This is a genomic window from Nonomuraea bangladeshensis (assembly GCF_039529455.1).
GTDB classification, from domain to species: domain Bacteria; phylum Actinomycetota; class Actinomycetes; order Streptosporangiales; family Streptosporangiaceae; genus Nonomuraea; species Nonomuraea bangladeshensis.
This window is the reverse complement of sequence record NZ_BAAAMV010000012.1, coordinates 308,527-321,960: the sequence shown is the minus strand read 5'-3', so window position 1 is coordinate 321,960 and position 13,434 is coordinate 308,527. Positions and strand designations below refer to the sequence as shown.

General features: G+C 74.3%; 14 protein-coding genes. 8 read left to right on the top strand and 6 right to left on the bottom strand.

What is annotated here, in order from left to right:
- Positions 1 to 29: 29 nt before the first annotated feature.
- The gene (locus ABD292_RS38820; RefSeq protein WP_344216526.1) at positions 30 to 1,061 is read right to left on the bottom strand and encodes an ArsR/SmtB family transcription factor; all 1,032 of its coding nucleotides are present in this window, start codon (positions 1,059 to 1,061) and stop codon (positions 30 to 32) included.
- A 170-nt stretch (positions 1,062 to 1,231) separates the two neighbouring features.
- On the opposite strand from ABD292_RS38820, the gene ABD292_RS38815 reads away from it, so the two are divergent.
- Positions 1,232 to 2,212, top strand: a complete 981-nt coding sequence (locus ABD292_RS38815; protein ID WP_344216524.1) for an endonuclease/exonuclease/phosphatase family protein — start codon at positions 1,232 to 1,234, stop codon at positions 2,210 to 2,212.
- Positions 2,213 to 2,285: 73 nt separating this feature from the next.
- Here the strand turns inward: ABD292_RS38815 and ABD292_RS38810 are convergent, their stop codons facing one another.
- Positions 2,286 to 2,708 carry a hypothetical protein gene (locus ABD292_RS38810; protein WP_344216522.1) on the bottom strand — a complete coding sequence of 141 codons (423 nt, stop codon included), beginning with the start codon at positions 2,706 to 2,708 and terminating at the stop codon, positions 2,286 to 2,288.
- A gap of 155 nt (positions 2,709 to 2,863) precedes the next feature.
- On the opposite strand from ABD292_RS38810, the gene ABD292_RS38805 reads away from it, so the two are divergent.
- Entirely contained in the window at positions 2,864 to 3,427 is a 564-nt protein-coding gene (locus ABD292_RS38805; protein ID WP_344216520.1) for a hemerythrin domain-containing protein, read from the top strand.
- A gap of 12 nt (positions 3,428 to 3,439) precedes the next feature.
- Here ABD292_RS38805 and ABD292_RS38800 read toward each other — a convergent pair whose 3' ends face one another.
- The gene (locus ABD292_RS38800) at positions 3,440 to 4,384 is read right to left on the bottom strand and encodes a TauD/TfdA dioxygenase family protein (protein WP_344216518.1); all 945 of its coding nucleotides are present in this window, start codon (positions 4,382 to 4,384) and stop codon (positions 3,440 to 3,442) included.
- Positions 4,385 to 4,517: 133 nt separating this feature from the next.
- Here ABD292_RS38800 and ABD292_RS38795 point away from each other — a divergent pair, with 133 nt between their 5' ends.
- The 5 genes from ABD292_RS38795 to ABD292_RS38775 are packed head-to-tail and all read left to right on the top strand — an operon-like array spanning position 4,518 to position 10,159.
- Complete coding sequence (locus ABD292_RS38795; protein ID WP_344216516.1) at positions 4,518 to 4,808, top strand: hypothetical protein; 291 nt, start codon at positions 4,518 to 4,520, stop codon at positions 4,806 to 4,808.
- Between the two features lie 2 nt (positions 4,809 to 4,810).
- The gene (gene fdh, locus ABD292_RS38790; protein ID WP_344216635.1) at positions 4,811 to 8,068 is read left to right on the top strand and encodes a formate dehydrogenase; all 3,258 of its coding nucleotides are present in this window, start codon (positions 4,811 to 4,813) and stop codon (positions 8,066 to 8,068) included.
- Positions 8,068 to 8,898: a 4Fe-4S dicluster domain-containing protein gene (locus ABD292_RS38785; RefSeq protein ID WP_344216514.1), complete on the top strand. Its 831-nt coding sequence runs from the start codon at positions 8,068 to 8,070 to the stop codon at positions 8,896 to 8,898. Before fdh ends, ABD292_RS38785 begins: the two co-directional genes overlap by 1 nt.
- 35 nt (positions 8,899 to 8,933) lie before the next feature.
- The gene (gene nrfD, locus ABD292_RS38780; protein WP_371247580.1) at positions 8,934 to 9,989 is read left to right on the top strand and encodes an NrfD/PsrC family molybdoenzyme membrane anchor subunit; all 1,056 of its coding nucleotides are present in this window, start codon (positions 8,934 to 8,936) and stop codon (positions 9,987 to 9,989) included.
- 26 nt (positions 9,990 to 10,015) lie between these two features.
- Positions 10,016 to 10,159, top strand: a complete 144-nt coding sequence (locus tag ABD292_RS38775; protein ID WP_344216510.1) for an FXYD domain-containing ion transport regulator — start codon at positions 10,016 to 10,018, stop codon at positions 10,157 to 10,159.
- Here ABD292_RS38775 and ABD292_RS38770 read toward each other — a convergent pair.
- Positions 10,146 to 10,337 (bottom strand): hypothetical protein, encoded by a 192-nt coding sequence (locus tag ABD292_RS38770; protein ID WP_344216508.1) that lies wholly within the window; start codon positions 10,335 to 10,337, stop codon positions 10,146 to 10,148. The genes ABD292_RS38775 and ABD292_RS38770 overlap by 14 nt on opposite strands.
- Positions 10,338 to 10,539: 202 nt before the next feature.
- Between ABD292_RS38770 and ABD292_RS38765 the strand changes: the two genes are divergently transcribed.
- Positions 10,540 to 12,528 (top strand): cytochrome c-type biogenesis CcmF C-terminal domain-containing protein, encoded by a 1,989-nt coding sequence (locus ABD292_RS38765; RefSeq protein WP_344216506.1) that lies wholly within the window; start codon positions 10,540 to 10,542, stop codon positions 12,526 to 12,528.
- Positions 12,529 to 12,547: 19 nt separating this feature from the next.
- Here the strand turns inward: ABD292_RS38765 and ABD292_RS38760 are convergent, their stop codons facing one another.
- Together ABD292_RS38760 and ABD292_RS38755 are read right to left on the bottom strand one after the other, a co-directional pair.
- Entirely contained in the window at positions 12,548 to 12,946 is a 399-nt protein-coding gene (locus tag ABD292_RS38760; RefSeq protein ID WP_344216504.1) for an STAS domain-containing protein, read from the bottom strand.
- Positions 12,947 to 13,064: 118 nt separating this feature from the next.
- Complete coding sequence (locus ABD292_RS38755) at positions 13,065 to 13,430, bottom strand: hypothetical protein (protein WP_344216502.1); 366 nt, start codon at positions 13,428 to 13,430, stop codon at positions 13,065 to 13,067.
- Positions 13,431 to 13,434: the final 4 nt, after the last annotated feature.

Here is a 13,434-nt window from a genome sequence, read left to right as displayed (position 1 = left end):
TCTACAACGTAAAGGCGGCCGCTGGGTGATCACCTTCGCCTGGCGGCCGCCAGGTCCGGTGGCGGGCTCGCGGTGATCTCGCCATCCAGCAGGGCCGTCCCCAGCGGGGTGCGGGTGTGCAGGACGGCGGTGCCGTCGCGGCGGGTCTCGATCAGCCCGGCCTCGCGCAGGACGGTGGCGTGCCGGCTGGCGGTGGCGGGGGAGACGCCCAGCATGCGGGCGAGCTGGGTGGTGGTGGCGCCGTGGTCGAGCGCCTGCAGCGCGGCCGCGCGGCTGGCGCCCATGAGCGCGCTCAGGCCCGCGCCGGTCCGCGGGGCGGCCGGCCGCCACCGGTGCCGCTGCTGGATCGGGTAGATCAGCACGGGCGGCAGCCCGGGGTCGGCCATCGACAGCGGCGTGCGCTGGCAGAAGTACGACGGCACGAGGCGCAGCCCGCGTCCGCCCAGCGTCAGGTCCTGGTCCACGACGTAGTCGACCTCGAGGACGGGCGGCGTCCAGCGCATCAGCGGCCCGAGCCCGGCGAGCAGCGCTTCGACGCCGCCGCCGAGCACGTCCCTCGCCCGGCTTTCGCGGTCGGCGGCGAACGCGGCGTCGATGGATTCCTGGAACGGGGCGACGGCGGCGGCGTGGTAGTCGCGGAGGGCGTCGGCGAGCCCGCCGACCGCGCCGGTGTCGCCCTCGGCGAGCGGCCTGGCCCAGCCGGGCAGCGGCCGGTGCCGGGCGAGTCGGCCGAGCTCGGTGGCCAGCCGCCGCCTGGGGGTGCGGCGCAGCGCCTCCAGCCCGTGGCCGAGGCCGCGGCCGGCCTCGTACGGGGTGAGGAAGTCGGGGAAGTACGGCCCGGCAGGCGCGAGCACGTCGAGCAGTTGCGCGCCGGACCGCATGCGGGCGGTCCTGGCCGGCTCGGCGTGCAGGGCCGAGAACCAGGGACGGAAGGTCAGCGGGCGCACCCGGTCGCGGAGCCGGAAGCGGGTGAAGACGACCTCCCAGAGGGGGTCGGGCTGGTCGGCGAGGGTGACGCGGGCCAGGTCGCCGGCGGTGAAATGGATCCTCAGCGTCCCCATCCGGTCCCTCACGCCTTGACTGCGCCTGTCACCTCGTACGACACCACGGGCGCACTGGACCGTCAACCCGAAATGTGGCATTTGTCGTTTTTGCGGCCAGAGGTAAAGGCTCTACCGCACGGCCCCTCCCGCCGGACACCATCGATCGCGTCGGAAGGAGGCGACCCCCCGTGAGGATCCCGCGTTCCGCCCGCCGCCTGACGGCCGCCGTGGCCGCCGTGTGCGGGCTCGTCCTGGCCCTGGCTCCCCCGGCGGCCGCCGCGCCCGCCCCCGTCACGGTCCGGCCGCTGCCCGTCAGCGCCGTCGCGCCGATGGGCGCCGAGGCCGCCGCGCAGACCGCCCGCGCCCGCGCCGGCCGGGCCCGCGCCGTCGCTCCCGCCGGCGCCGCGCGGGAAGGGCGCGCGGGGACACTGGCCGCCCGCCGTTTCCACGAGCTCCAGCTCAACCTCTGCAACAGCGGGCACGCGGGCTGCTATGCCGGGGGTCAGGCCGTCTACGAGGGCGGCGACCTGATCTACTACCTGGCGCCCGACCTGGTGACGCTCAACGAGATCTGCGCCGGCGACCTGCCGGCCTACCTGCAGCCGTCGCTCGCCGAGGCGTGGCCGGACGACTGGACGTACTCGCTGTTCTACCCGGCGCTGAACAAGCAGACCGGCGCGCCGATCACCTGCACGAACGGCGACAGCTTCGGCAACGCCGTGCTCGGCCGGGTCCCGGCCGCGCTCTGGCAGGGCGTCAACGGCTGGGCCGGCGAGTACACCACGCAGGACGGCGGCACCGAGAAGCGCACGTTCGCCTGCGCGTACGCGATCGGCGACCACCTGGCGTGCGCCACCCACCTGAGCTCGTCCAGCGAGCCGATCGCGCTGGCGCAGTGCCGGGCGCTGATGTTCAGCGCGGTGCCGGCGATCAGGTCGGCGGAGGGGATCTCGGGCCGGACCGTCGTCGGCGGCGACTTCAACCTCGAGTACGACACCTCGGACCCGGAGAACGCCCAGAACTGTGTGCCGGCCGGCCACATCCGCAAGGGCGACGGTGACGTGCAGCACGTGATCTTCAGCAACGATCTCACGTTCGGCAGCACCGGCAAGTACGGCCTGAGCCACACCGACCACGACGGCTTCCTGGTCCGCCTGACGAAGCCTTAGACGCGGCCTTGAAGGCGGGGGCGGGGGCGGGCGTGAGCCCGGGGCGCGCGGACGGCGCGACCCCGGGCTGCGCTCATGCGCCGCTCTCGGCGGCCACCGGAACCGGGACCGCGGGGACCGCATCCACGGAGTCCGAGTCCGCGGTAGTCGAGTCCGCCGGAACCGAGGCCGACGGGCGCGGGAGGACGGGATGGAGGGCCCGCCGCTCGGGACGGCGCGGGCGCGGGATCGGCAACCGGTGCGCCGCCCGGTGTCGCGGGCGCCGGCGCGGGGCGTGCGGAGTGCTCGCGGTGCCAGCAGTGCTCGGAGTGCTCGGGGTGCTCGCGGGGGAGCCGGGGCGTTCGAGGTCCGCGGGAGCCGGGGAGCCGGTTCCGGGGGAGACGCCTTCGGGGGTACGGGGGCCGGATGCCGGGGCGGAGGAGTCCAGCAGCGTCTCCTCCAGGACCTGCATGAGCATCAGGCCGATCAGGGCCAGGATCGGGATGGCCAGTGCCACGACGAGGATGATGTTCACCTCCCACGGAACGTCGCGTCTTCGCCCGCCCTGCCGGCCGGGCGTCGTGCGGCCACTACCTCGGATAATTCCAAATAAACCGGACATTTTGCGGGAACGAGGAGAGCCCTGCCCCAGGACACGAAGAAGGAGCCGACATGGCCGAGCAGCGTGACGTCATCGAGGTGCTGACGCACGACCATCGCGAGGTCGAGCAGATGTTCTCCGAGCTCGAAGACATGCGGGGCGCCATCGGCGAGCGGCCCAAGCTGCTGGCCGAGAACGTCGTCATCGAGCTCGTCCGCCACTCCGTCGCCGAGGAGCAGTACCTCTACCCGGCCGTGCGCGAGCACGTGCCCGGCGGTGACGAGCTGGCCGACGACGAGATCGCCGAGCACGCCGCGGCCGAGCGGACGATGAATGACCTCGAGCACCTGGAGCCCGGCGACGACCGGTTCTGGCCGGTGCTGGACCGGCTCATGGCCGAGGTCCGCCACCACCTCCGCGAGGAGGAGGACGAGCTGTTCCCCCGCCTGCGCGCGGCCTGCGACCAGGAACAGCTCGAAGAGCTGGGCGCGAAGGTCGAGCGGGCCAAGAAGACGGCCCCGACCCGCCCCCACCCCTCCGCACCGGACACCCCGCCGGGCAACCGCCTGCTGATGCCCGGCGCCGGGCTCGTGGACCGCATCCGCGACGCCCTCACCGGGCGCGGCCGGTCCTGACCGGGCCCGAGGTCACCACGTCCCCGGCGGGGGACCGACGATCGGCTCCGAGGGGCGGCCGTCCACGCCGACCGGGACCTCGCCGTGCAGCATGACCCGGTGCATCACGCGCGGCTGCGCGAGATGCCCGGTGTCGGCGGGCGCGAGGTGCATGGTGGCGCGGTTGTCCCAGAACGCCACGTCGCCCGGCTCCCACCGGAAGCGCACGGTGTACTCCGGGCGGGTCGCCTGCCCCAGCAGCAGCTCCAGCAGCGGCCCGCTCTCCAGCCTGGAGACCTCCGCGACGCGCTCCAGGTAGTAGCCGTTGACGAACAGCACCCGTTCCCCCGTCTCCGGATGGACCCGGACCAGCGGGTGCAGGGTCGCGATCTGGTGGGAGAGCAGGTGCCGCAGGTAGGCGTCGTCGCGGGCGCGCGGCTGGTAGCCGACGCCGAGGCGGTGCTCGGCGCGCAGGCCGTCCACGAAGCGGCGCACCGGCTCCGAGAGCCCGGCGTAGGCGGCGGCCAGGTTCGCCCACGTCGTGTCGCCCCCGTACGCGGGCACGCTCTCGGCCCGCAGGATCGTCGCGGCCGGCGGGTCGATCCGCGCGCCGTGGTCGCAGTGCCAGCCCCGCAGGTGCGAGTGCCGCCGCCGCTCCAGCCACTCCTCGCGCTCCATGCCGTACCGGCCGGCCAGCTCCAGCCGGTCGGCGGTGGTCTCGACCTCGGGGAACCCCTCGGGCGACGCCGAGCCGCGCCGGCTCAGGACGATCGGCTCGCCGAAGCGGCGGGCGAGGGCGACGTGCCCGGCGTGGTCGAGCCGCTGCCCGCGGAAGAACACCACCTTCCACCGGTGCAGCGCCTGCCTGATCGCCGCGACGGCCGCGTCGTCCGGCCCCTCCGCCAGGTCCACTCCGTCGATCTCCGCGCCGATGTGCCCCGCCACCGGCCTGACCCGTACGCCCGTCTCCGCCGTCACGCGGCATCTATACCCCGCCGCTTTGCCGGAACATGCACCCGTACGGGCGGGTCGATGGTTTTCCGTCGATCTACGACCGGGAACGGGACGATCTGCGACCCACGGACGAGACGGACGAGGCGGAGGCGGTGACATGCCGAGCAAGGAGCAGGTGCTGCGGCTGCTGGGCCTGGGGCACGGCTACGGCGAGATCGCCCGGCGGCTGGACGTCCCCGCCGGGCAGGTGTACCTCGTCGCGACCGGCATCCCGGCCGACGGCGGCGGCACCGTCACCCGCGCCCAGCGGCAGCGGCCCGGCATGCTGCGCTCCCGCACCCAGCGCCTGGTCAACCCGCGTGAGGTCAACCCCGTCGCACGGGAGGACGTGCACGCCTGGGTCCGCAGCAGGGCCCGGAGCGAGCGGGCCGCGGAAGCGGGCCGATGACGATGAAGCTACCTGGGAAGCTACCTGGCGGGCTGGGCTCCTGGCCGCTCCTGCGGCAGCTCACCGGCCCCGACCGGACCGGCCGGGGCGTGGCGGTGCGGTCGGCGCGCACCGACCACCTCACGGCGCGTACGGCCACGGCCGACCGCGTGGTCAAGTCGGTGTGCCCGTACTGCGCGGTGGGCTGCGCGCAGAACGTCTACGTCAAGGACGAGCGGGTCGTGCACATCGAGGGCGATCCCGACTCCCCGGTCAGCCGGGGCCGGCTGTGCCCCAAGGGCGCGGCCACGCTCCAGCTCACCACCGGCGAGAGCCGCCTGTACCAGGCGCTCTACCGGCCGCCGGGCGGCGCGGACTGGCAGGAGATCGACCTCGACCAGGCCATGGACATGATCGCCGACCGGGTCATCGGCACCCGGCGGGCGACCTGGGAGTGGGAGAAGGCCGGCAAGCGCACCGCCCGCACGATGGGCATCGCCAGCCTGGGCGGCGCCACGCTGGACAACGAGGAGAACTACCTCATCAAGAAGCTGCTCACCTCGCTCGGCGTGGTGCAGATCGAGAACCAGGCCCGCGTGTGCCACAGCTCCACCGTGGTCGGGCTCGGCACGTCGTTCGGGCGCGGCGGCGCGACCACGTTCATGCAGGACCTCCAGCACTCCGACTGCGTGATCATCCAGGGCTCGAACTTCGCCGAGGCGCACCCGGTCGGCTTCCAGTGGGTGATGGAGGCCAAGGCGCGCGGCGCGGTGATCATCCACGTGGACCCGCGCTTCACCCGTACCAGCGCGCTGGCCGACCTGCACGTGCCCATCAGGGCCGGCTCCGACGTGGCCTTCCTCGGCGGGATCATCAATCACGTCCTGAGCAACGAGCTGTACTTCCGCGAGTTCGTCCTCGCCTACACCAACGCGTCCACCATCCTGCGCGAGGACTACCGCGACAGTGAGGACCTCGACGGCCTGTTCTCCGGCTTCGACGCGACCCACCGCCACTACTCCAGCGAGACCTGGCAGTACGACGGCATGCTCACCGTGGCCGCCTCCGGCCGGCGCGACGAGGCCTACGACACCGACTACGACGAGCACGTGGCCGGCGGCTCCGAGACGCACGGCGCGATCGGCCACTCGATGGAGGGCACCCCGCGCCGCGACGAGACCCTGACCGACCCGCGCTGCGTCTTCCAGGTGCTGAAGCGCCACTTCGCCCGCTACACGCCGGAGCTGGTCGAGCGCGCCTGCGGCATCCCGCCGGAGCTGTTCGAGCAGGTGTGCCGCCACCTGACGGAGAACTCCGGGCCCGAGCGCACCGCCGAGTTCGTCTACGCGGTCGGCTGGACCCAGCACAGCGACGGCTCCCAGTTCATCCGCACCGCCTGCATCCTGCAGCTCCTGCTCGGCAACATGGGCCGGCCCGGCGGCGGCATCCAGGCGCTGCGCGGGCACGCCAGCATCCAGGGCTCCAGCGACATCCCGACCCTGTTCAACCTGCTGCCCGGCTACATCCCGATGCCGCACGCCCACCGGCACGAGACGCTGAACGCCTTCCTCATGGCCGACGCCGCGCACAAGGGCTACTGGGCCGACATGCCCAACTACCTGGTCAGCCTGCTGAAGGCGTGGTGGGGGCCGTCGGCCCGCGCGGACAACGACTTCCGCTTCGACTGGCTGCCCAGGCTCACCGGCAGCCACAGCACGTACGACACCGTGATGGCCCAGCTCGAAGGCTCCTGCAAGGGCTACTTCCTGCTCGGCGAGAACCCCGCCGTCGGCTCGGCCAACGCGAAGATGCAGCGCCTCGGCATGGCCAACCTGGACTGGCTGGTGGTGCGCGACTTCAGCCTCATCGAGTCGGCCACCTGGTGGAAGGACGGCCCGGAGATCGAGACCGGCGAGCTGCGCACCGAGGACATCGGCACCGAGGTGTTCTTCCTGCCCGCCGCCACCCACACCGAGAAGAGCGGCAGTTTCACCAACACCAACCGCATGCTGCAGTGGCATCACCAGGCCGTCGAACCGGCCGGCGACGCCCGCAGCGAGCTGTGGTTCATGTACCACCTGGGCCGCATCATCCGGGAGAAACTGGCCGGCTCCACCGACCCGATGGACGCGCCGGTGCTCGACCTCACCTGGGACTACCCGGTCGAGGGTGACCATGGCGAGCCGGTCGCCGAGGCCGTGCTCGCCGAGATCAACGGCTGGGACGAGCACGGCGACCCGCTGCCCGGCTACTCCGCGCTCAAGCCGGACGGCTCCACCTCGTGCGGCTGCTGGATCTACTGCGGCGTCTACAAGGACGGCGTCAACCAGGCCGCCCGCCGCAAGCCCGCCGAGGAGCAGAACTGGATCGCCGCCGAATGGGCCTGGGCCTGGCCGGACAACCGGCGGCTGATGTACAACCGGGCCTCCGCCCGGCCCGACGGCAGCCCCTGGAGCGAGCGCAAGAAGCTCGTCTGGTGGGACGCCGCCCAGGGCCGCTGGACCGGCTACGACGTGCCCGACTTCGACGCCACCAAGCCGCCGGACTACCGGCCGGCCCCGGACGCCACCGGCCACGACGCGCTCTCCGGCATCGACCCGTTCATCATGCAGGCCGACGGCAAGGGCTGGCTGTTCGCCCCGTCCGGGGTGGTGGACGGCCCGCTGCCCGTCCACTACGAGCCGCAGGACTCGCCGGTGCGCAACCCGCTCCACCCGGACCAGCAGCGCAACCCGGCCCGCATGCTGTTCCCGCACGAGCACAACCGCGCCAACCCCAGCGGCGACGACCCCGGCGCGGCGCTCTACCCGTACGTCGTCACCACCTACCGGCTGACCGAGCACTTCACCTCGGGGGCGATGAGCCGCACCGTGCCCTACCTGGCCGAGCTGCAGCCGGAGATGTTCTGCGAGGTCTCGCCCGAGCTGGCCGCCGAGCGCGGGCTCGTGCACGGCGACTGGGCCACGATCGTCACCGCCCGCAACGCCATCGAGGCGCGGGTGCTGGTCACCCGCAGGATGCCCGCCCTGCACCTGGACGGCAAGGTCGTGCACCAGATCGGGCTGCCGTTCCACTTCGGGCCGAACGGGGTGGTCACGGGGGACGCCGCCAACGAGCTGTCGTCGATCACCCTCGACCCGAACTCCCACATCCAGGAGGTCAAGGCGTTCTCGGCCGACATCCGGCCGGGCCGCCGCCCGCGCGGCCCCGGCCTGACCTGTCTCGTCCGCGACCAGCAGCTCCGGGCGGGCGTCACCGAGCACACCGGCATGGAGATCTGATGAGCGCCGACCCGGCGACCGCGAGCGGCTACACCACCCACCCGCAGCGGATGGGCTTCTTCACCGACACCAGCGTCTGCATCGGCTGCAAGGCGTGCGAGGTGGCCTGCAAGGAGTGGAACCACGTCCCGGACGACGGGATGACCTTCACCGGCATGTCCTACGACAACACCTTGAGCCTGAGCGCCGACACCTGGCGGCACGTCGCGTTCATCGAGCAGCCCGAGCCGCTCGGCCGCCAGGAGCCCGGCGTCGGCGGGATGGACTTCCGCTGGCTCATGGCCTCCGACGTGTGCAAGCACTGCACCCACGCGGCCTGCCTGGACGTCTGCCCCACCGGCTCGCTGTTCCGCACCGAGTTCGGCACCGTCGTCGTCCAGGACGACGTCTGCAACGGGTGCGGCTACTGCGTGCCCGCCTGCCCGTACGGGGTGATCGGCAAGCGGGAGAGCACCGGCGTCGCGGCCAAGTGCACGCTGTGCTACGACCGGCTCGGCGTCGGCCAGGAGCCGGCCTGCGCCAAGAGCTGCCCCACCGACTCCATCCAGTTCGGCGAGCTGGACGAGCTGCGCGAGCGCGCCGCGCGACGGCTGGAGCAGGTGCGCGCCGCGGGGGTGGACTCCGCCCGCCTGTACGGCCACGACCCGGACGACGGCGTCGGCGGCACGGGCGCGTTCTTCCTGCTGCTGGACGAGCCCGAGGTGTACGGGCTGCCGCCGGACCCGGTGGTGACGACGAGGGACCTGCCGTCGATGTGGCGGCAGGCGGGCATCGCCGCGGCCGTGCTGCTGGCCGGCATCGCCGCGGCCACATGGGGGAGCCGTACGTGAGCGAGGACCGACCGGGCGACCAGACCGACGTCCGCATGGACGACGACCTCGCGCTGCGGCCCGAGCGCGAGGCCGTCGTGGGCTCGGCGGGCGGACGCGAGCCGCGCGGCGACGGGCGGCGCGACAGGCGTGAGGGCCGGTGGCGGGGTGATCGGCGGCGCGGCGAGCGGGCGATGGTTCCTGAGGCCGACTTCCGTTCCTACTACGGGCTTCCGGTGCTCAACGAGCCGACGTGGCACGACTACGACATCGCCGGCTACCTGTTCCTGGGCGGCCTGGCGGGCGCCTCCTCGATCCTGGCGGAGGCGGCCGAGCTGACCGGCCGGCCGCTGCTCGCGCGGGCCGGCAAGGTGGGAGCCCTGTGCGCGATCGGCGGCTCCTTCTACGCCCTCATCCACGACCTCGGCAAGCCGGCCAGGTTCGTCAACATGCTGCGGGTGTTCAAGGTGACCTCGCCGATGAGCGTCGGCACCTGGATCCTCAGCGCGTACGGCCCGCAGGCCGGGCTCGCCGCGGTCACCGCCGTCACCGGCCTGTTCCCGCGCCTCGGCCGGGCCGCGAGCGCCGGGGCAGGGCTGACCGGGGCGGCGGTCGCCACGTACACGGCGGTGCTGGTCGCCGACACCGCCGTCCCGCTCTGGCACGACGGGCACCGCGAGCTGCCGCTGCTGTTCGCCGGGTCGGCCATGGCCGCGGCCGGCGGGCTCGGGCTGCTCGCCGCGCCGCTCGCCGAGGCGGGCCCGGCCCGCGGCACGGCCCTGCTCGGCACCGCGCTGGAGGCCGCCGCGGCCCTGCGCATGGAACGCCGGCTCGGCCCGGTCGCCGAGCCGCTCAAACAGGGCAAGGGCCGCCTGGCCCGGCTCGGCGAGGTGCTGTCGGCGGCGGGGGCACTGCTCGGCGCGACCGCCGGCCGCCGCAGCCGGGCCGCCGCCGTCGTCGCGGGCGCCGCGCTGCTGGCCGGCTCCGCCTGCACCCGGTTCGGCGTCTTCCACGCGGGCGTCGCCTCGGCGAACGATCCCGCGTACACGGTGGAGCCGCAGCGCGCCCGGCTGGCCGCGCGGGAACGGCAGGAGAACGGCGTGCGTGAGTAGGCGTTTCCCGGGCAGGAACCATCGCCATGGACCCCCTCGGCATCCTCGCCCTCGTCGCCCTGCTCGCCGGCATCCTGGTGGCGCTCTCGCAGAAGGTGTGGCCGGTCGCGCTGCTGTGCACCGGCCTGTTCCTCGCCGTGCTCTCCGACGCCGGGATCATCGCCGGCTGACCCCGCCGCCGGGGCGGCGGCGCTCTCCTCGGGCGAACGTGCGCCGTACGAGGTTGACGACGACCACGCCCAGCAGGAACCCCTCCATGAGCTTGCCGAGCAGCCGCCACGGCCCGCCCGGCGGCGCGTCCGCGTCGCGGCGGGCGGCCCGCCCCTTCGTGTCCCCGGCGTTGCCCATCAGGCCCCCGTTCCCCCGGCGTGCTTCTCCCCATCCGGTAGCCTGCCCCGCCTGACCGGCCGCATGCCGGGGCCGGGCGGCTCGCCACGCCAGCGACCTGGGGAAACTTGTCCCTGCTTGCCCGAGACGCGATCATGGAACTGCTTCCCCCGCCGACCTCGTCACGGGAGGAAGCCGTGCCCGCGAGCCGAATCGAGCGAACGTGACCGCCGCGCTCGGCACCGCCGCCCTGGGGTGCGGGCTGGCGGCCTCGCTGGTCTCCGCTCTCGCCTGGCATCGCGGCCGTCCCGCGGCCCTCGCCGTACGGGCCGGGCGGGCCGCGCTCGGGTGCGCGGCGCTGGCCGTGGCGCTCCAGGTGGCCGGGCTGATCGGGCACGAGCCGAGCGGGCACCAGGGGCACCGAGTGCCGCTCTCCGACACGGTGACGAGCCTGTGGTCGGCGCTCGAAGCGTCGCTGCTGCTGTGGCTGCTCGCCCTCACCGGCGTCGCCGCCGTCGCGGGGCGGCGGCACCGGCCTGGCGACCGGCTCCGGTCCGTCGCGATGGCGTCCGTCATGCTGGTGTGCGCCGTGTTCTTCGCCGTCAGCGCCCTCACCGGGCGGCCCGTCGTCCCGGCCGCCGCCGACGGGCCAGGCCCAGGCGCGCTGCTGCACCTCGGCTCGGCCGCGCTCGCCGTGCCCTTCGGCCACGGCGTGGCCTGCCTGGTGACCGGCCGGACCGAGATCGGGACGATCCGGCGCTGGACGCTGGCCGCCTGGGTGCCGCTGACCGCCGGGATCGTGCTCGGGGCGTGGTGGTCGTACCGGGCGCTGGGGTGGGGCGGCTCCTGGGAGTGGGACCCGGCCGAGAACGGGGCCCTGATGCCGTGGCTGCTGGCCACCGCGCTGCTGCACGCGGCCCCGTCACGCGCGATGCGGCCCTGGGTGGCGCCGCTGGCGCTGGCCGCGTTCCTGCTGGTGCCGCTCGGGATGTTCCTGGCCGCGAACGACGCCACGCCGCCCGGGACGGCGCTGCCGGTGACCGTGCTGCCGGTGACCGCGCTCGCGGGGGCCGCCCTGCTGGGGGTGCTGGTGGTGACGCTCGTGGGGGCCCGCGCGCTGCTCGCCCGGCGCGAGCCCCGCCACCCCGCGTGCCCGGATCCGCTGCTGCTGCTCGGCTGCACGCTGCTCGCCGTGCTGGCCGGGACGGTGCTGCTCGGTCTCCTGCTCCCGCCGGCCGTGGAGCTGCTGCGGGGCGAGCGGCCGGAGGCGGGACCGCCGTACTACGAAGGGACCCTGGTCCCCGGCCTGCTGGCCCTGCTCGCCCTGATGGGCGCCGCCGCCCGCGTCCGCCACCCGCGCGACGGCACCGCCGCGGGGGAGCGGCATGACGGCACGGCCGCGGGGGAGCGGCATGACGGCACGGCCGCGGGGGAGCGGCATGACGGCACGGCGCTGGGGGAGTGGCGCGACGGCACGGCGCTGGGGGAGCGGTTCGGGGGCGCCGCCGCAGGGGTGGGGCGTGGGCTGGCCTGGCCGCTGGGCGTGGGTGCCGGCACCGTGGCCGCACTGGCGTTCACCGGGCCGCCGCCGGTCATGGCGCTGGCCGCGTTCGGGCTGGCGGCGTTCGTGCTGGCCGCGGTCGCCGGGCGGCTGCTCGCCCGGACCGGCGGCGAGCCGATGGGGCTGCGCCGCGCGGGCGGGCTCGTGGCGCACGCCGGGATCGCCCTGGCCGCCGTCGCCGTCGCCGCCTCCTCCGGCTACGCCGAGGAGGCCACGGCCCGGGTGTGGACCGGCGGATCGGTCCTGGCGGGCGGCTACACCGTACGGCTGGAAGCGGTCGAACGCGACGCCCACGCCGCCGCGACGACGGTCACCGCCGTGGTCAGCGCCGCCCGCGAGGGCACGATCGTGGACGTCCTGCGCCCGTCGCTGACCACCTACCCCGCGAGCGGCGGCCCGCCGGTCGCCCGCCCGGCCGTCCGCAGCGTGCTCCTCCACGACCTGTACGTCTCCGTGACGGACGCCGGCGAGGACGGCAGGACGGCGGTGCTGCGCGTCGCGGTCAACCCGTTCATGAGCCTGCTCTGGGCGAGCGGCGCGATCATCGCGCTGGGCGGCCTCCTGGCGCTCATCGGCGGCCGGGGCCGCCCCCGCACGCCGCCTCCCGGCCCGGCCTCGGTGCCGCGCCCACGGCGGGCGGCGGCGATGTGACGCGGGACGGGTGGGGCCGTCAGGCGCAGGGGGTCCTGGCGTCGTCCGGGCTCGTCAGCAGCGACGCGGCGGCGGCGACGTCCTCGGTCGTGCGGAAGTGCTTGTCCAGCCCGGTCACGAGCAGGAGCCGCGACAGCCGGGGACGCAGCCCGCTGAGCACCAGCCGCCCGCCCGCGGACTCCACCGCGTTCGAGGCCCGGATCAGCGCGTTGAGCCCCGAGGAGTCGCAGAACTCCACCGCGGCCATGTCGGCCACGACCAGCGGCGGCGCGGCCTGCGCGATCGCCTCCGACAGCCCGTGCTGGAACTCGTCGGCTGAGGCGAGGTCCAGATCTCCTGCCGCGCTCAGCACGGCGACGCCGCCCTGTTGAGTGACGATCCAGGAGAAACCGGATTCATCCGCGTCTGCGTGCATCATGACGTTCCTCCGTCTTGCCGGCCTGCCTGCACCGGTGCGCGGCGGCCTGGTCCATCTTTGCACAGTGCAATAAGGGCAACGAGGACGAACGCGCACGCGCCGCCCCGCCGAGACCGGGTCACGGCTTCGTCCTCACCAGCTCGGCGAGCGCCTCCTCCAGCGTGTCCCGCGTCTCCACACCGCCGAGCGGCCGGGCCGGTTCGGGCTGGGCGGCGACGATCAGCCGGCCGCCGGCCTCGCGGGCGTGCCGCCCGGCGGCGGCGATGATGAGCAGGGCCTCGGCGTCGATCTCGCCCGCCCTGCGGGCGTTGAGCACGACGAGCGGGACGCCGCGCAGGGCCAGGGCCGTCGTCAGGCTCCGCCGCAGCACGAGCACGTCCGGCCCGGTGAACGAACCGACCAGGTCGAGGACCACGACCGTGCCGCACACCCACGGGCGCACCCGGGACGAGGTGCCCTCTCCGTGTGCGGAATCGGATGTCATCGTG

Bases quoted from the DNA above. Each gene is read 5' to 3' on its own strand.
- ABD292_RS38820 (WP_344216526.1), bottom strand. From the start codon at position 1,061: ATGGGGACGCTGAGGATCCATTTCACCGCCGGCGACCTGGCCCGCGTC.
- ABD292_RS38805 (WP_344216520.1), top strand. From the start codon at position 2,864: ATGGCCGAGCAGCGTGACGTCATCGAGGTGCTGACGCACGACCATCGC.
- ABD292_RS38795 (WP_344216516.1), top strand. From the start codon at position 4,518: ATGCCGAGCAAGGAGCAGGTGCTGCGGCTGCTGGGCCTGGGGCACGGC.
- fdh (WP_344216635.1), top strand. From the start codon at position 4,811: ATGAAGCTACCTGGGAAGCTACCTGGCGGGCTGGGCTCCTGGCCGCTC.
- ABD292_RS38785 (WP_344216514.1), top strand. From the start codon at position 8,068: ATGAGCGCCGACCCGGCGACCGCGAGCGGCTACACCACCCACCCGCAG.
- nrfD (WP_371247580.1), top strand. From the start codon at position 8,934: ATGGACGACGACCTCGCGCTGCGGCCCGAGCGCGAGGCCGTCGTGGGC.
- ABD292_RS38775 (WP_344216510.1), top strand. From the start codon at position 10,016: ATGGACCCCCTCGGCATCCTCGCCCTCGTCGCCCTGCTCGCCGGCATC.
- ABD292_RS38770 (WP_344216508.1), bottom strand. From the start codon at position 10,337: ATGGGCAACGCCGGGGACACGAAGGGGCGGGCCGCCCGCCGCGACGCG.
- ABD292_RS38760 (WP_344216504.1), bottom strand. From the start codon at position 12,946: ATGATGCACGCAGACGCGGATGAATCCGGTTTCTCCTGGATCGTCACT.
- ABD292_RS38755 (WP_344216502.1), bottom strand. From the start codon at position 13,430: ATGACATCCGATTCCGCACACGGAGAGGGCACCTCGTCCCGGGTGCGC.